This is a genomic window from Nocardia abscessus NBRC 100374 (assembly GCF_000308455.1).
Taxonomy (GTDB): domain Bacteria; phylum Actinomycetota; class Actinomycetes; order Mycobacteriales; family Mycobacteriaceae; genus Nocardia; species Nocardia abscessus.
This window is the reverse complement of the sequence record NZ_BAFP01000123.1, coordinates 22,049-38,591: the sequence shown is the minus strand read 5'-3', so window position 1 is coordinate 38,591 and position 16,543 is coordinate 22,049. Positions and strand designations below refer to the sequence as shown.

Sequence of the window (16,543 nt, the reverse complement as noted above, 5' to 3'; positions counted from 1 at the left end):
CGGTGCGATTCGGGTGCCGACCGTCGTTTTCCCGACGGTGCCTCGGATCAGCGGGCGGGCTCCAGCTTCGGCCGGCGGGCCTTCGGCGGCCCGGCCAGCTCCCGGCGGTCCGGAGCGATCAGCACGGCGGAGATCGGCACCGTCAGTGCCAGCAACCCGATGACGAACATCGGGAACACGAAGTCGAACAACTCCACGCCATCGGGCACCTTCGCCGACCGGTTCACGTCGAAGTGCAACGCGGCGAGCGCGGTGTAGTAGGTGGCGGCCACGCCGACGCCGAACAGCAGCACCGTCGCGGCGCGGGCCAGCGGGAAGCGCATCGTCTGGAACAGCCACAGCGTCGCGGTCGCGGTGATCACCCCGATCACGGCGGAGATCACGGCCAGCCACATCGTCACGCCGACCGACCCCTGGATCTGCAGCGAGCCGACGCCGAGGTAGTTCGTGACGCCGATGCCGAGGCCGAGTACCACCCCGCCGGGCAACAGCAGCGTCAGCCGCGGTGTGCGCCCGATGATCAGCAGCGCGGCGAAGACCGAGACGATCGCCACCACCAGGGCCGAGATCAGTCTGCCCGTGTCGTAACGCATCGCGCTGCCCGGCACTTTCAGGCCCAGCATGGCCACCGACGTGGCCAGCCACGCCCCGACGCCGCCGAGCGATATCGCCGCCGAAACCAGCCACACCAACCGGAACTGGACCGAGCGCGCGCCGTGCAGGATGCAGGCGAGACCGACTACCGCGCCCAGCACCGAAATGCCCAGCGACAGCCCGACCAGCCAATAGCCGAGGGCGAACTGGTCGACGGACGTTCCCGCGCCACCGCCCGCGGCCAGCACCGCGACCTCACGCATGCCGCGCTGTTCCTTCCAGTTCGCTCGCCTTCAGCTGGGCGATCGCGTACTCGGTGACCGCGGCGAGCGCTTGGCGCACCTCGATCGCGTTGCGCGCGTCGATGTCCACGATCGGCACGCCCTCGCGCACCGAAAGCGCCTCGCGCAGCTCGGCGATGGGGAAGCGCGGCGCGTCCGGGAAGCGGTTGACCGCGATCAGGAACGGCAGCTTGCGCGCCTCGAAGAAGTCGACCGCGGCGAAGCTGTCCTCCAGCCGCCGGGTGTCGATCAGCACCACGGCGCCGATCGCACCGCGGATCAGGTCGTCCCACATGAACCAGAACCGCCGCTGACCCGGCGTGCCGAACAGATAGAGCACCAGGTTGCCCGGCAGGATGATCCGGCCGAAGTCCATGGCGACGGTGGTGGTCTCCTTCTCCGGCGTCTCGGCGAGATCGTCGATGCCGTCGGAGTAACGGGTCACCATCGCCTCGGTGCGCAGCGGAACGATCTCCGACACCGCGCCGACGAATGTCGTCTTGCCCGCGCCGAAGCCGCCCGCGACGACGATCTTCGTCGAGGCGACCCGGTTCTCGAAGCCGTCCGGTCCGGGGGCGTTTCCGGGTCCGGGAATTCCACTTGGCCCGGGATGTCCACTGGGCCCCAGATTCCTATAGGGCGCGGAGTCCACGCAATGTCCTCTCCATCAGGGAACGGCGCTCGTCATAGCTCGCCTCTTCGGTCAGGGTCGAATGCACGCGCATGGTGCCGTCGACGACGAGGTCGCCGATCACCACTCGGACCATGCCGAGCGGCCGGTCCAGATGTGCCGCGATCTCGGCGACCGACAGCCGGTGCGTGCCGAGTCGCAGTATCTCGGTGCGGATGTCGCCGGTCGGCCAGTCGAGATGTGCAGTGTACGACAAGGTTTCGATGACCGCCTCCAATGGCAGGTCGATCGCGGGTTCGGTGCGCCCCGAGGTCAGGGCGTATGGCCGGACGCGCGTTGTCGGTCGTGGTCCGGGGCCGTATGGGTTGGACATCTCACACTCAAACAGCGGTGCGCGCGGTCGCGGTGACCACCGAACCCACCCGATCGACCAGCAGGGCCATCTCGTAGCCGATACGTCCGATGTCGTGCGTCTTGTTGGCCAGCACCGCCAGGTGCGAGCCGTTGCCGACGCTCATCACCAGCAGATAGCCGCGCTGCATCTCCACGATCGATTGCATGACCTTGCCGCCGTCGAACAGCGAGGCCGCGCCCATGGAGAGGCTGGCGAGTCCGGCGGTGACGGCGGCGAGCTGTTCGGCGCGATCGCTGGGCAGGTGCGGACTGGTGGCCTGCAACAAGCCGTCCGCCGATACCAGCACCGCATGGGAAACGCCGGGCACATCACGGGTGAAGCGGGCGACCAGCCAGTTCAGATTCTCGTCCGTGGTGCTGTTGTTCGCGTTGGTCATGCAAGCCCTCCGTCGTTGTACTGCGCATTGGCCCGCCCGCTGCGGACCCCACTGAGATGCCTGGTCAGGTTGTTGCGAATTTCTTCCGGATCACGCGCGCCCGCGTCCTCGGCCTGCGCCAGACCGCCGGGCACCAACTGAGCGCCCGGCCTGCGAATCGGCAGTCCGCCGACGGTACGCGCGGTCGTGGTCGGATGACTGGCGTCCTCCGCGGCCAACCAGCCCGCGTCACCAGGCGAGGACCACGTGCTCTCCGGCGATTGCGAGGTGGAGGGTTCGACCAGCCATTCCGAGACCATGCGCTGATAGATCGGGGTCGGAGAGGCGCCCGCGACCGGCTGCAGCCGGGAGGAGGTCACCGTCGCGGGTTCCGGTGCTGCCTCCTGCGGCGGGTCGGCGGGTACGGCCGGCTTCCGGATCGGAAGACCGGACCGGGCGGTGGTCTGCGGCGCGGGCGGCTGGCTCGGCACGGCCGGAGCGGGGCCGGTCGTCGGTTCGTCGTCCTTGAATTCGGCCCACAGATCGGTGCGCGGCTGCTCCCGCTCGACTGGCTGCTCACCGGTGGCGGGCGTCACCGGGGCGAACGGGCCGGTCGGGGTGTGGTCGTCCGAGCGCGGCGTGAGGACCGGCCACGGCTGGGTGGGCGGCTGCTCCGCCGGGCTGACCGCCCGGCCGACCGGCGTGGAGACCGTGGGCTGGTCGGGAGCGTCGGCGACGCGGATGGCCGGACGGCGCTGGGGCAGTCCGGAACTGGTCACGCCGAACCGTGCGGTGTCGCGCTGGGGCAGGCTCGGCACCGGGACCAGGTTGCGCGGCTGCGCACCGGTGGGCGGCGCGACCGGCGAGGGCAGCTGATGCTCGGCGGTGAGGTCGAGCGGCTTGCCCGCGGGGTCGGTGACGTCCATCGGCGGCGCCACCAGCGCCCCGGGCAGGTGCACGCTGGCGGTGATGCCCGGCTGCTGCGCCATCGTCGACGTGCGGCGCAGGTTGACCGTGATGGTGTGGCGCTTGGCCAGGCGACCGACGACGAACAGGCCCATGCGGCGCGCGGTCTCGACGGTGACCTCACCACCGGAGGCGAGCCGGTCGTTGGTCGTCTGCAGGTCTTCCAGGGACATGCCCAGGCCGCGGTCGGTGATCTCGATCAGGTATCCGCCGTCCACCGCGCGCGACACCATCACGGTGACCGGCGTGGTCGGCGGTGAGTAACGCAGCGCGTTGTCGATCAGCTCGGCGAGCAGGTGCTCGATGTCGACGGCGGGCTCGCCCGCGACGATGCCGTCGGGCACCGCGCCGATCTCCACCCGCTGGTAGTCCTCGACCTGGGAGACCGCGCTCCAGAGCATGTCCGACAGCGGCACCGGGTGCAGCTGACCGCGCCGCAGCGCGGTACCGGCGAGCACCAGCAGGTTGTCGCCGTTGCGGCGCATGCGGGTGGCCAGGTGGTCGAGGCGGAACAGGCTCTGCAGCCGGTCGGTGTCGTCCTCGTCGTGCTCGAGATCCTCGATCAGCGCCAACTGCTGCTCGACCAGCGATTGGCTGCGGCGCGACAGGGTCTCGAACATGTTCCCGATCTGCAGGCGCAGGCGGGCCTGATCGGCGGCCAGGTTGAGCGCCTGTTCGTGGATCTCGTCCACGGCGCGGGCGAGCTGGCCGATCTCGTCGGTGGTGTGCACCGCGACCGGGGTGATCTCCGGCGTGGTGCCGCCCGCACGCACCACGGCGAGCTCGTCGGGCAGCTTGATGTGCGCGACCTCGAGCGCGTCCCGGCGCAGCCTGCGGACCGGGACGACCAGGGTGCGCGCGACCGAGAGGGCCAAGGCCAGGCCCGCGAGCAGCATGCCGATGACGATCGTCGTCTCGCGCAGCGCGCCGGTCTGCGCCTCGGTGGTGCGGTCGGCCAGCGCGCCGTCGATGGTGTCGATCAGCTGCGCGGTGGTCTTCTCGTAGGTGTCCGAGCTGACCAGGAGCGAGTCGAGCACGGCGGGGTTGCTCGCCGGATCCGCGACGTTCTGACTAAAGGTGCCCAGACGCGTCTGCACCGCGTCCAGCAGCGGGCGCATGTTGCCCGCGTAGTCCGGCAGGATCTGTGCGTACTGGTAGATCATCGTGATCTCGGCGCCTGCGGCGACCAGCACGCGGGGCCGCACGCTCGGGTTGCGGCCCGCGTCCGGCGAGCCGATCAGCATGCGCTGCTGGGTGACCACGCGCCGCGCGGTCTGCACCGACGCCAGCTGCAGGAAGTACCGCTGGATGACCAGATCGTCCACCGATGGCGACAGCGCGAGCGCGTTGCCGATCCGCACCATGATCTCGTCGGACTGCTCACCGACCATGGCGGGCGAGCCGTTGCGCAGGCTGTTGCGCATCGTGGTCCCGGTGGCGATGGCCGAGGCGAGTTCGGAGGTGACCCGGCTGCTGACCTTCGTGGTCTGCAACGCGGCTTCCAGCTCGGCCAGCGCCTGGTCGAACTTCGTCAGCGCCGCGTCGGTCTGCGGGTCGGCGGTGTTGCCCCAGGTGGCGGTCGCGGTGACGCCGAGTTGCTCGGTGGCCGAACCGAACTTGACGATCGGCCGGATGATGATCGCCTGTTCGGTCGCCGCGTCCAACTGCGCCATGGTGCGCAGTTCGTTGTTGATTCGGAGCACGGCGAAGACGGTCGCCAACAGCACCGGAAGCACCAGCACCACGCCAACCTTGCGGGTGACCGACCAGTTCGACAGGCTGAATTGCCAGGACCGCGGTGCAGCTTCCATCCGCTTCCGTCGCCTCCGCTTCACCAGTGACCTCGGGCGCGCGTGGCTGTTCGGTATTGATTCAACCCGCAAAGAACCAACTAGAGGTCTTCTTTTTACCGCACGGAACATACCGTGCAGAGGGGTCATCGGCAATCCGGGGGAGTCCGTCCGCAAATTGCCGAATATGGCTATAGAGAACAAGATTCGCGGTGGAATGCGTAAGGGACGCGTCAACTTCCCGGAAAGGCCACGGAAGGCGCTGGTCACCCGGGGTTGACAGGCGCGACGCGCCGAGGGTTGTCGGCCCTGCTGGCCCCGGCGTGTCGGGAGCGCCCTCTCAGTTACCTCTCAGTCGGTGCGGTCAAACTGGTGACATGCGCATTCTGGTGGTCGACGACGATCGGGCGGTCCGGGAATCGCTGCGCCGGTCGCTCACCTTCAACGGCTACTCCGTCGATCTCGCGGTGGATGGTGTGGACGCACTGGAGAAGGCTACCGTCCAGCGACCGGACGCCCTCGTGCTGGACGTGATGATGCCCCGGCTGGACGGGCTCGAGGTCTGCCGCCGTCTCCGCAGCACCGGCGATGATTTGCCGATTCTGGTTCTCACCGCGCGAGATTCGGTATCCGAGCGGGTCGCGGGGCTCGATGCCGGTGCCGACGACTATTTGCCGAAGCCTTTCGCGCTGGAGGAGCTGCTGGCCAGACTGCGCGCGCTGTTGCGGCGCACGACCGCCGATCCGGGCGAGGCATCGGAGGCAATGAAGTTCGCTGATTTGTCGCTGGATCCGGTGACTCGCGAGGTCTCCCGCGGCGGCAGGCAGATCAGTCTCACCCGCACCGAGTTCTCACTGCTGGAAATGCTGATGGCGAATCCGCGCCGGGTGCTCACCCGCAGCCGCATTCTCGAGGAGGTCTGGGGCTACGATTTCCCAACCTCGGGAAACGCGCTCGAGGTCTACATCGGTTATCTGCGCCGCAAGACCGAGGCCGAGGGTGAGCCGCGGCTGATCCACACCGTGCGCGGCGTCGGTTATGTGCTGCGTGAAACGCCACCGTAGGTCGCGGGTCATGGCACGGACAGTTCCCAAGCATCCCGTGGTCGCCGCGCTCGGCCAGCGACCGCTCGAGTCCGCGGACATGCGGCCGCCCATGCCGCTGACGCGGTCGGTCTCGTTGCGGTGGCGGGTGACGCTGTTGGCCGCCTCCGTGGTGGCGATCGCGGTGGCGGTCACCTCGATCGCGGCCTACGCGCTGGTGGCGCGCGCGTTGTACGCCGACGTGGACGCCCAGCTGCGCAGCAGGTCCACGGCCGTGATCGCCAGCAATCCCTACGGGTTCAACAACCTGAACCTGATGGTCGCCGCGGCCTTCTACGACGACACCGGCATCGCGCTGATCTATCCCGACCTGCGGCGCTGGCTGCCGCCGCAGTCCACCGATCCGCCGGTCGGCGCCCAAGAGGTGGCCGTGGCGCGCGGCGAGCGGAGTTCGTCGCTGCGCACGGTCGGCAATCAGCGCGTGCTGGCCGTCAACACCGACTCGGGTGCGACGCTGGTCATCTCCCAGCGACTGGACCGCACCAGGGAAGTGCTCGACCGGCTCGCCTGGCTGCTGTTCGTCGTCGGCGGCTGTGGGGTCGTACTGGCCGCCGCGGCGGGCACGGCGGTCGGGCGGACCGGTCTGCGGCCCATCGCGCGGCTGACGGCGGCCACGGAGCGGATCGCCCGCACCGACGACCTGACGCCGATCCCGGTCACGGGCGACGACGAACTGGCAAGGCTCACAGAGAGTTTCAACACCATGCTGCGCGCGCTGACCGAGTCGCGCGACCGGCAGCGCAGGCTCGTCGCGGACGCCGGGCACGAACTGCGGACACCGCTGACGTCCCTGCGGACCAACATGGAGTTGCTCATCGCTTCGAGTCGTCCCGGGGCTCCCCGCCTCCCGGACGAGGACATGGCCGGGCTGCGCGCCGACGTGATGGCCCAGATCGAAGAGTTGTCGACGCTGGTGGGCGATCTGGTCGATCTGGCACGGGAGGACGCGCCGGAAACCGTCTACGAGCGCGTGGATCTCGGGGAGGTCGTGGAACGCGCGCTCGAGCGTGCCCGGCGCAGGCGCACCGGCATCGAGTTCGTCGCCGACCTGCGCCCGTGGTTCGTCTACGGGCACGAGGCAGGCCTGGAGCGCGCGGTGCTGAACGTGCTCGACAACGCGGCGAAGTGGAGCCCCGCGGCTGCTCAGGTCCGGATCCTGATGCGGGAGAGCGGCCCCGGCTTGCTCGAACTGTCCATCGACGACGCGGGTCCCGGCATTCCCGCGGCCGAGCGCGAGCTGGTGTTCGAGCGTTTCTATCGGGTCATGTCGTCGCGGTCCATGCCCGGCTCCGGTCTCGGGCTGGCGATCGTGAAGCAAGTGGTGACGAAACACGGCGGCACCATCGCCATCGATACCTCGCAACGCGGCGGCACCGTCGTCCGCATCGTGTTGCCCGGCGAGCCGGGCGCGCCCGCGCCCGATTGACGCAATACCGGGCGGCCGAAGTCAGTTTTCCGCATAATCTTCGGTCCGGTGCGGAATATTCATCGTCGGCGGGGTTATTTCGCACATTGCTCCGATCGGTTTGCCGCAGGATTTGAGACATCGAGTTGCCGGTGGTTCTATCGCGTACCGGCGCCTGGGGACAGATCTCGGAAAACTGAAAGCACGGTCTCAGTCGGCTCTCAGCCGCCATGGCCAACCTGGTCGAGACGTGAGCAGAAACGAGGAGTCCATGACCGAGGATTCGAAGGATCGCCGGGAGCCGGGTCCGGTGGACGGCGGACCCGATCGCCGGCCGACCGAGCAGATCCGCGGCGCGGCGCCCGACGCGCGAGCGGCGGGTGCGCCCGGCCAGCCGCCGCACGGGCCCGGCGCACCGCCCGCGTACGGCTACGGCCCGCAGCACCCGGTCCCGCATTATCCGCCGCAGCACGATCCGGCTCCGCCGTTTCCGGGACACCCGGCGTCGTTCGGTCCGGCGGAGGCCACGCGACCGCACGGCCCGGTCTACGGCGCTGCGCCCGCCGGGGCCCGGCGTCCGTTCCGCACCGGTCTCGCCGTCGGCGCCGTCGCGCTCGCGCTGGTCAGCGGCGGTGTCGGCGGTGCGGTCGGCGCCCTGGTCACCCGCGGCGACGACGGGCGCGCCCCGGTGACGAACGCGCTGGACGCGCCGAAGCCGAACGTCAGCAACGCCGTCAACGCTCCGGCCGGCTCCACCCAGGCGGTCGCCCAGAAGGTGCTGCCCAGCGTGGTGATGATCAAGGTGGCCAGCAGCAAGGCCGAGGGCGAGGGCTCCGGTGTGGTCCTGTCCTCCGACGGGCTGATCCTGACCAACAACCACGTGGCCGCGGGCGGTGGGCCGAGCGCCAAGATGGAGGTCGTCTTCTCCGACGGCAGCAGTGCGCCCGCGACGCTGGTCGGCGCCGATCCGGTCTCCGACCTGGCCGTCATCAAGGTGTCCGGGAAAACCGGCCTGACTCCGATCGAGCTGGGCACCTCGGCGAATCTGCAGGTCGGCCAGCCGGTCGTGGCGATCGGGTCGCCGCTCGGCCTGGCCGGCACGGTCACCACGGGCATCGTGTCGTCGCTGAACCGTCCCGTCGTGACCTCCGGGGACGGAAGCGAGCCCGGTCCCGCGGTCAGTCCGGTGATCGACGCGATCCAGACGGACGCCGCGATCAACCCGGGTAACTCCGGCGGCGCGCTGGTGGACGGCAACGGCAAGCTCGTCGGCATCAACACCGCCATCGCGACGCTCGGGCCCACCGAGACGGCAGGCGGGCAGACCGGCTCGATCGGACTCGGGTTCGCGATCCCGGTGGATCAAGCCCGCCGGGTGGCCGACGAACTGATCAAGACCGGCAAGGCCACCTACGCCCAGATCGGGATCACGGTGTCGCGTCAGCAGGACCCGGCGCAGCAGGTTTCCGGCGCGAAGGTCCGCGACGTGACGGCGGACGGGCCCGCGGCCCGCGCGGGCATTCCGCCGGGGGCGGTGGTGACGAAGCTCGACGACCGCCCGATCGATTCGGGGAACGCGCTCGTCGCCGCGGTCCGCTCACACCAACCAGGAGACAAGGTGAAAGTCACCTACACCGATGACCAAGGCAACAACGCCAAGACCGTCGAGGTGACCCTCTCCGGCGCGCCCGCGGAGGGTGGCCGATGATCCGCGCGGTTCCGGCAGACCGGGCCCGGCTGATCGAGGTCGACGCCGACGTTCTCGGCGCGGCCGCCGAGTTGCTCGACGCAGGCGCTACGGTGAGCAGCATGGAAATCGATGCTCCTGTGGCGGGGCGTGCTCTGGTGGTGGTCGTCGACGATCGAACGGCGCATGGAGGTATTGACTCGCTCGGCCCGCTGGTCACCGAGCTGCTCACCGAGGCGGGTTTCCTCGTGGACGCGTCGGTGTCGGTGCAGGCCGATGAGGTGGAGATCCGCAATGCGCTCAACACCGCGGTGATCGGCGGCGTCGATCTGGTGATCTCCGTCGGCGGCACGGGCATGTCCCCGCGTGACGTGACGCCGGAGGCCACCTCGCAGGTGCTCGACCGCGAGTTGCCCGGAATCAGCGAGGCCCTTCGTTCCTCCGGCCGGGTGGCCGGCTCACTGGACGCGGGTCTTTCTCGCGGTGTCGCCGGTGTCTCCGGCAGCACCCTGGTGGTCAACCTGCCCGGCACCCGGTCCGCCATCCGGGACGGCATGGCGACCCTCGGCCCGCTCGCCAGCCGGGTGATCGGCGAGCTGTCCGGATTGGTCGAATAATCACCGCCCCTACTCCCGCCGAGAACCCTCGCCCGGCCGCGCGCCGGGCGAGGGATGCCGCGCGCCTGGCGAAAGTCTTCGGTGACACGCTGCCCGAGACCACCGGCGACGAGCGCGACGACCGTGACGACAACCGGGCCGGCGACGAGTGGCTGCGCTCCCAGGTGCCCCCGCATCACGGCTGAGACCGTTATCTACGTAGTAGCTACGTACTAGGACGGGCCCGAGTTCGTTATCTTCTGGTGATCGTTTCCGGTTGAAAGTAACCCGCCCAGGCATCGTTACTGCCCTGTCCCGTACCTGGTCACTGGCGCTCCTGTGCCCTCGAATCCGTCGCTCCGCCCGGCTCGGCTGTAGCGAGCCTGCATTTATGCACGTCAAGCGATATTCAAATGTGCGCAACTGTGATGCAGGTCACCTTGAACTTTACGAAACCCCGCGTTGCGGGCTTCGATATGGAACGTTTAATCTCCCATCGAGCCAATTGACGAATGGACCCCGCGGGCCCGGTATCGGCACCACGAAGCCGTTCGGCGGAATACGGCTCGATTCCGTCGTCAGCCAGTACGTTGCGCCGAAATAACAGCCGGTTACACGTCGGCAACAAAGGAGCGACACACTGAGCTGGGCCTGAGAGGACCACTGTCCAGCCTCGATGGTCGAGGTTGACTGTTTGAACCTGATGAGGGGAAGTATGAGCGAGAACCGCACCAATGGTCTGCGCCGCGGTGCCCGCGTCGCGGGCATCGGCGCTGCCGCGGCTGTTGCCATGGGCCTGCTTTCGACCGGCGCTGCCAACGCCGACACCTTCGTGCCGTTGCCGGACGGCCAGAAGGTGGGACCCGGCGTGACGATCACCCGGAACGGAGAGCGGGCAGTGATCTCGCCGTCGCTGGCCGCCAACGGCGCCGGGCGCGTGGTCTGGGTGTCGGGCAACGCGGTCGCCGACGTCACCGTCACCCCGGAGGGGGAGATCGGACCGAACAACGGCCCGACCGGAAACCCCGGAACCAACAACTCCTCGACGCACGGCGCGTCGCAGCTGAGCACCGGCTACATCGTCGGCTGCCAGATCAGCATCGCCGACGACGCGATCTCCGCCGGTGTGTCCGGCAGCGTGAACCTCAGCGGCGCGAGCGCCGGTGGTTCGATCGGTATCAACCTCGGTCCCGGTGAGGTGAAGTTCGTTCAGATCGATTACAAGGACATCCTCAAGCCCGGTGTGTACTCCGTCGAGTACCAGGATGCGGAGATCCAGATTCAGGGCTGCGCGGGTTACGCGCAGGCGCGTTCGTACACGGTCGTCGAGATCATCGGCGATCACTACTCGAAGACCACCCTCTACGGGATGCCGTTCAGCATCGGCTGACGTCTGTCGAATCCAACGAACCATCCTCCCGCTGAAGCGGACTCAACCCTCGAGGGATATCAACCATGATCAACCGTAAGAACCTGGCTCGGATGGCCGGCGTCGGCGCCGCTGCCACCATTGCCATGGGATTGTTCTCCACCGGTGCGGCCAACGCCGACACCTTCGTTCCGCTGCCGGGCGGCGAGCTGACCAAGACGCTGTCTGATGGCACTGTCGTGACCATTCGTCTGGTCGGTGAGTCGGCCAATATCAACCCGTCCATGGGCTCGACGCCGTTGCACCGCAATGCGTGGGTGTCCGGTAGTGCGCAGGTCGAACTCTCCGGCGCGGCCGGGGGCAAGATCTTCCCCGGTTACACCGTGGGCTGCCAGGTGAACATCGCCGGTGGCGGTGCCACCGGTGGCGTCGACGGCAACGTGGACTGGAGCGACGGACAGAATGTCACCGGCGGCGTGGGCGCCAACTCGGGCGGCAACCTGTCGCTCGGCCCCGGCCAGGCGAAGTCGTTCTATGTGCTCGATCTGGAGCAGGCCGATGACTTCGGTAACGAGTCACACAAGACGCGTAATGCGTTCAAGGGCACCAGCGGTTCGGTGACGTGGGCCGATGAGACCATCGGTTTGAACGGCTGCGGGGGCTATGCGCAGGCGCGTGCATTCGTGAGTGTCGAGGTCGAGACCGACAATGTCATCACCTGGGTGACGTTGTGGGGACAGCCTTTCAGTCTCGGCTGAGTGAACGGCGGGTGAAAAACCCGTAGCACTTGATGAAATGGACCCCTCGCTTCGCGGCGGGTCCATTTCGTCATGAATTCGATTGCGCGGCAAGAAGCCGGGCGATCTTAGTCCGATCGCTTCTGCTCCGAGACTATTTGCCCGAATTTCCGGAAAAGTCTGGTTGATACCGAATAACATTGTTTCGTCCGAGATCGCTCGATGAGGCGATGGTCGGCGTCGCTTGATGGACAGCACATTCCATCGAGGGCCGTCGGCTTTGGAGGGACATGTCCGCCTCGACACCCTGAGGTGGGCGGATGCAACCTGATGAGGAAAAAGATGAGCAAGTACCGCACCAACGGTCTGTCTCGAGGCGTCCGCGTCGCGGGCGCCGCCGCCGTGGCGGCCGTAGCAACCGGTCTGTTGTCGACCGGTGCCGCTAATGCCGATGTCTTCGTGCCGTTGCCGGACGGTCACAAGGTCGGCCCTGGCGTGAACATCGCCCGTACGGGCGAGCGCGCCCTGATCTCCCCATCCCTTGCCGCGAACGGTGCCGGCCGTGTCGTGTGGGTATCGGGGAACGCCATCGCCGATGTAGCCGTCACCCCGGAGGGCGAGATCGGGCCGAACAACGGTCCGACCGGGAACCCGGGCACGAATAATTCGTCCACCCACGGTGCTTCGCAGTTGAGCACCGGTTACATCGTCGGCTGCCAGGTCAGCATCGCCGACGACGCGATTTCCGCCGGTATGTCCGGCAGCGTGAACCTCAGCGGCGCGAGCGCCGGTGGTTCGATCGGTATCAACCTCGGTCCCGGTGAGGTCAAGTTCGTTCAGATCGATTACAAGGACATCCTGAAGCCGGGTGTGTACTCGGTGGAGTATCAGGATGCGGAGATCCAGATCCAGGGCTGCGCGGGTTACGCGCAGGCGCGTTCGTACACGGTCGTCGAGATCATCGGTGATCACTACTCGAAGACCACCTTGTACGGGATGCCGTTCAGCATCGGCTGACGCGGATCGGATCTGTCAAACCTTCTTTCGCTGAAGCGAATTCGATTCTCTTAGGGGATTACCATCATGTTCGATCGTAAGAAAATGGCGCGCGCGGCCGGGCTGTGCGCGTCCGCGGCAATCGCTGTGGGCCTGCTCTCGACGGGTGCGGCCAACGCCGACACCTTTGTTCCGCTGCCGGGCGGTGAGCTGACCAAGACATTGTCGGATGGCACCGTCGTGACCATCCGCTTGGTCGGTGAGTCGGCCAATATCAGCCCGTCCATGGGTTCGACGCCGTTGCACCGCAATGCGTGGGTGTCCGGTAGTGCGCAGGTCGAGTTGTCGGGTGCGGCCGGGGGCAAGATCTTCCCGGGTTACACCGTGGGCTGCCAGGTGAACATCGCCGGTGGCGGTGCCACCGGTGGTGTGGACGGCGAGGTGGACTGGAGCGACGGACAGAACCTCACCGGCGGGGTAGGGGCTAACAGCGGCGGCAACCTGTCGTTGGGTCCGGGCCAGGCGAAGTCGTTCTATGTACTCGATCTGGAGCAGGCCGATGACTTCGGTAACGAGTCACACAAGACGCGTAATGCGTTCAAGGGCACCAGCGGTTCGGTGACGTGGGCCGATGAGACCATCGGTCTCAGCGGCTGCGGGGGCTATGCGCAGGCGCGTGCATTCGTGAGTGTCGAGGTCGAGACCGACAACGTCATCACCTGGGTGACGCTGTGGGGAGCGCCGTTCAGCCTCGGCTGATCTCGGATAACCACTCGTGCAACGCGAACGGGCCTGTCGCCGTCACGACAGGCCCGTTTCGCGCATATCCGGCCGACCGCTGTCGGCGGGTCAGTGGAAGACGACGGTGAGCGCGGTGCGCAGTGACGCCCGGGCCACGGCGGTGGCGTGCTCGGCGTCCATCGCGACCAGAACCACGCGTTCGGCGGCTGCGCGTCCGTCGCCCACACCGGAGACCAGGATGACGACGGCATCGGTGGCAAGCGTGCGGGCCGGGCGGGTACCAGGTCCGCTCGCGTCTTCCGCGCCGATGACATCGACGCGATCGCCCGCGCGCAGAATGTCGGCGACCGCCGTGTCGGCCAGGCGGACGGGCACGATCCTGGCGTCCCGGGCACCGGTCGCCGCCGCGGCCGAGCGCGGACCGACGACGCGCAGGTCGGTGAGGATCTCGCCCTGACGCACCGCGCCGGTGAGCGTCGCGCCGACGAGGGCGGCGGGATCGGTGACCGCGCCCGCGGGCAGTGTGCCCGCCTCGCGCGGCATGGAGCGCAGATCAGCCGCCTCCAGAAGCCGTCCGGGTGCCAGATCCCGGCCCGCGACGACGACCGGCGTGCGTTCTGTGTCCGGGTCGCCACGGAGGAAGAGGAACGCCGCGAGCGCGGCGAGAGCGGCAGCGAGCAGACGCCGGGCCAGTACGATGTCGGCCCAGGGCGGTAGCTGCCACTCGGAAGGATTCCAGCCGCCGCGGCCGAGGTCGGCGAGTGCGCGAGTCATGGCCGGATCCTATGGCCGGACATGCACTCGCCCGGCCCGGATCACGGGGGGCTGTGGATAGGTGACTGGCTGTGGAAAACCGTCAGATCAGCTGGCCACGGCCGTGCTGGTGGACGCAGTGGACCCGCTCGACGACCCGGAGTCCGACGACGAACTCGAGTTGCTGCTCTCGGACTTGGCGGGCTCGCTGGCGGTGGAGGAGCCACCGCGGCTGTCGGTGCGGTAGAAACCGCTGCCCTTGAAGACGATGCCGACCGAGTTGAACAGCTTGCGCAGCTTCCCGGAGCACTCCGAGCACACGCTCAGCGCTTCGTCGGAGAAGGACTGAACGATGTCGAAGCGGTTGTCACACTGGGTGCACGCATACGAGTAAGTAGGCACAGGATCCTCCGCGGTGTTCGTCGATCTGGCACTCTACAGCCGACAGTGCCAACACCGCCAATCGGTGTTTCATTCCTCAGGGTAATCGTCGCCGAGTCGCCGCAGGCCACCGCGCGGCGTGAGCGCCCAGCCCATGCGCAGATCGTGCGGTTCCTCGGGCAGACGGTCGAGCAGCTCGTCGTCCCGGACGATCGCGACCAGCCGGGCGTCCGGCCGCGCCGCGGGCAGCGTGCGGTCGTAATAGCCCGCACCGCGGCCGAGCCGCACACCACGGCGATCCACCGCGAGCGCGGGGACCAGGATGAGCTCGGCCCTGGCCACGGTATCCGGCGGAAGTACGGCCCCGACGGGCTCCAGCAGGCCGTAGCGGGCCCGGCGCAGCGCATCCGTGCCGGTGTACTCCGCCCAGCTCAGCGGCCCGGGCGGACCGGTGACGGGCAGTAGCACCCGCGCACCCTCGGTGAGCAGCGCGTCCAGCATCGCCGTGGATCCCGGTTCGCCGGCGACCGGCACATACGCGCAGACCCACCCGCGCGCGTCCAACGTGCCGACCGCACCGGCCAGCGCGAACGCTTCCTTTTCCCGCTCCGTGGCGCTCATCACACCCCGCCGGGCGACCAGTTCGATGCGCCATGCATGTTTATCGCGCTCGCCGGGCATCTCCACAGTGATCACCATAGGCTCACCGCGGGACCGGGCCGGCGCGACGCCGACCCGGCGGCGTGATGGATGGATAGGGTATGCGTATGACAGCAAAGGCCGGAAAGCCCGGTGACGCCTCGGTGGTGTCGTGCTTCCGCACGGCCGTGGTGCCCGCGGCCGGGCTCGGGACACGGTTCCTGCCCGCGACCAAGACGGTGCCCAAAGAACTTCTTCCTGTGGTGGACACCCCCGGCATCGAGCTGGTGGCCGCCGAGGCGGCCGAATCAGGCGCCGAACGGCTGGTGATCGTCACGTCCCCGGGCAAGGACGGCGTGGTCGCGCACTTCGTCGAAGACCTGGTCCTGGAGAGCACGCTGGCCGAGCGCGGCAAGTACCAGTTGCTCGAGAAGGTACGTAAGGCGCCGGGGCTGCTCGACGTCACCTCGGTCGTGCAGGAGGAGCCGCTCGGGCTCGGTCACGCCGTCGCCCAGGCCGAACGGGCGCTCGACGACGACGAGGACGCCATCGCGGTCCTGCTGCCCGACGACCTCGTGCTGCCCCGTGGCGTGCTCGACGTGATGAGCCGGGTGCGCCGCAAGCGCGGCGGAACGGTGCTGTGCGCCATCGACGTCCCCAAGGACGAAGTCAGCGCGTACGGCGTGTTCGACGTGGCGCCGGTGCCGGACGCGGTGAACCCGAACGTGCTGCGCGTCAAGGGGATGGTGGAGAAGCCCGCGCTCGCCGACGCGCCGTCTACGTTCGCCGCCGCGGGCCGGTACCTGCTCGACCGCGCGATCTTCGACGCGCTGCGCCGCATCGAGCCCGGCGCGGGCGGCGAATTGCAGCTCACCGACGCCGTCGCCCTGCTGATCGCCGAGGGACATCCGGTTCATGTCGTGGTGCACCGTGGGTCGCGCCACGATTTGGGCAACCCGGGCGGTTATCTTCGTGCTGCGGTCGATTTCGCACTGGAACGAGAGGAATACGGCCCCGCCCTGCGGGAGTGGCTGCAGCACCGCCTCGGTCCGGACTGGGATCCGCAGCTGACGACCGACGACTGACGGACCCGGCCGGGGTTTC

The 16,543-nt window shown here is 68.3% G+C and carries 17 protein-coding genes; 9 read left to right on the top strand and 8 right to left on the bottom strand.

Annotation, left to right across the window (positions count from 1 at the left end; all coding sequences use genetic code 11):
• Window positions 1-47: 47 nt before the first annotated feature.
• From ON19_RS25440 to ON19_RS25420, 5 genes are read right to left on the bottom strand one after another with little or no spacing between them, the layout of a single operon-like run.
• On the bottom strand, window positions 48-857 hold the full coding sequence (locus ON19_RS25440; RefSeq protein ID WP_051169292.1) for an MHYT domain-containing protein: 810 nt from the start codon (window positions 855-857) through the stop codon (window positions 48-50).
• A complete protein-coding gene (locus tag ON19_RS25435; protein ID WP_051169312.1) occupies window positions 850-1,470 on the bottom strand; it encodes a GTP-binding protein in 621 nt (206 codons plus the stop codon). Before ON19_RS25435 ends, ON19_RS25440 begins: the two co-directional genes overlap by 8 nt.
• Window positions 1,471-1,507: 37 nt before the next feature.
• Window positions 1,508-1,879 (bottom strand): DUF742 domain-containing protein, encoded by a 372-nt coding sequence (locus ON19_RS25430; protein ID WP_040782732.1) that lies wholly within the window; start codon window positions 1,877-1,879, stop codon window positions 1,508-1,510.
• A gap of 7 nt (window positions 1,880-1,886) precedes the next feature.
• Window positions 1,887-2,297 (bottom strand): roadblock/LC7 domain-containing protein, encoded by a 411-nt coding sequence (locus ON19_RS25425; RefSeq protein WP_043697982.1) that lies wholly within the window; start codon window positions 2,295-2,297, stop codon window positions 1,887-1,889.
• A complete protein-coding gene (locus ON19_RS25420) occupies window positions 2,294-5,053 on the bottom strand; it encodes a sensor histidine kinase (RefSeq protein WP_043697979.1) in 2,760 nt (919 codons plus the stop codon). The genes ON19_RS25425 and ON19_RS25420 overlap by 4 nt, the downstream gene beginning before the upstream one ends.
• A gap of 356 nt (window positions 5,054-5,409) precedes the next feature.
• Here ON19_RS25420 and ON19_RS25415 point away from each other — a divergent pair, with 356 nt between their 5' ends.
• The 8 genes from ON19_RS25415 (at window position 5,410) to ON19_RS25380 (ending at window position 13,684) form a co-directional block, all read left to right on the top strand.
• Window positions 5,410-6,096 (top strand): response regulator transcription factor, encoded by a 687-nt coding sequence (locus tag ON19_RS25415; protein ID WP_043697976.1) that lies wholly within the window; start codon window positions 5,410-5,412, stop codon window positions 6,094-6,096.
• Between the two features lie 10 nt (window positions 6,097-6,106).
• Complete coding sequence (locus ON19_RS25410) at window positions 6,107-7,561, top strand: sensor histidine kinase (RefSeq protein WP_083899624.1); 1,455 nt, start codon at window positions 6,107-6,109, stop codon at window positions 7,559-7,561.
• A 250-nt stretch (window positions 7,562-7,811) separates the two neighbouring features.
• Window positions 7,812-9,248, top strand: a complete 1,437-nt coding sequence (locus ON19_RS25405; RefSeq protein ID WP_083899623.1) for a S1C family serine protease — start codon at window positions 7,812-7,814, stop codon at window positions 9,246-9,248.
• A gap of 101 nt (window positions 9,249-9,349) precedes the next feature.
• Complete coding sequence (locus ON19_RS25400) at window positions 9,350-9,844, top strand: MogA/MoaB family molybdenum cofactor biosynthesis protein (RefSeq protein WP_181719529.1); 495 nt, start codon at window positions 9,350-9,352, stop codon at window positions 9,842-9,844.
• 694 nt (window positions 9,845-10,538) lie between these two features.
• The gene (locus tag ON19_RS25395) at window positions 10,539-11,213 is read left to right on the top strand and encodes an MspA family porin (protein WP_043697970.1); all 675 of its coding nucleotides are present in this window, start codon (window positions 10,539-10,541) and stop codon (window positions 11,211-11,213) included.
• A gap of 65 nt (window positions 11,214-11,278) precedes the next feature.
• Complete coding sequence (locus tag ON19_RS25390) at window positions 11,279-11,950, top strand: MspA family porin (protein ID WP_043697967.1); 672 nt, start codon at window positions 11,279-11,281, stop codon at window positions 11,948-11,950.
• Between the two features lie 321 nt (window positions 11,951-12,271).
• Entirely contained in the window at window positions 12,272-12,946 is a 675-nt protein-coding gene (locus ON19_RS25385) for an MspA family porin (protein WP_043698251.1), read from the top strand.
• Window positions 12,947-13,012: 66 nt separating this feature from the next.
• Window positions 13,013-13,684 carry an MspA family porin gene (locus ON19_RS25380; RefSeq protein ID WP_043697963.1) on the top strand — a complete coding sequence of 224 codons (672 nt, stop codon included), beginning with the start codon at window positions 13,013-13,015 and terminating at the stop codon, window positions 13,682-13,684.
• Between the two features lie 90 nt (window positions 13,685-13,774).
• Here ON19_RS25380 and ON19_RS25375 read toward each other — a convergent pair whose 3' ends face one another.
• From ON19_RS25375 to ON19_RS25365, 3 genes are all read right to left on the bottom strand, one after another.
• The gene (locus ON19_RS25375) at window positions 13,775-14,440 is read right to left on the bottom strand and encodes an SAF domain-containing protein (protein WP_043697960.1); all 666 of its coding nucleotides are present in this window, start codon (window positions 14,438-14,440) and stop codon (window positions 13,775-13,777) included.
• A gap of 87 nt (window positions 14,441-14,527) precedes the next feature.
• The gene (locus ON19_RS25370; RefSeq protein WP_043697957.1) at window positions 14,528-14,821 is read right to left on the bottom strand and encodes an FmdB family zinc ribbon protein; all 294 of its coding nucleotides are present in this window, start codon (window positions 14,819-14,821) and stop codon (window positions 14,528-14,530) included.
• Window positions 14,822-14,890: 69 nt separating this feature from the next.
• Entirely contained in the window at window positions 14,891-15,499 is a 609-nt protein-coding gene (locus tag ON19_RS25365) for a 5-formyltetrahydrofolate cyclo-ligase (RefSeq protein WP_051169290.1), read from the bottom strand.
• A 68-nt stretch (window positions 15,500-15,567) separates the two neighbouring features.
• On the opposite strand from ON19_RS25365, the gene ON19_RS25360 reads away from it, so the two are divergent.
• Entirely contained in the window at window positions 15,568-16,524 is a 957-nt protein-coding gene (locus tag ON19_RS25360) for a UTP--glucose-1-phosphate uridylyltransferase (RefSeq protein ID WP_043697953.1), read from the top strand.
• The last annotated feature ends 19 nt before the right edge of the window (window positions 16,525-16,543 follow it).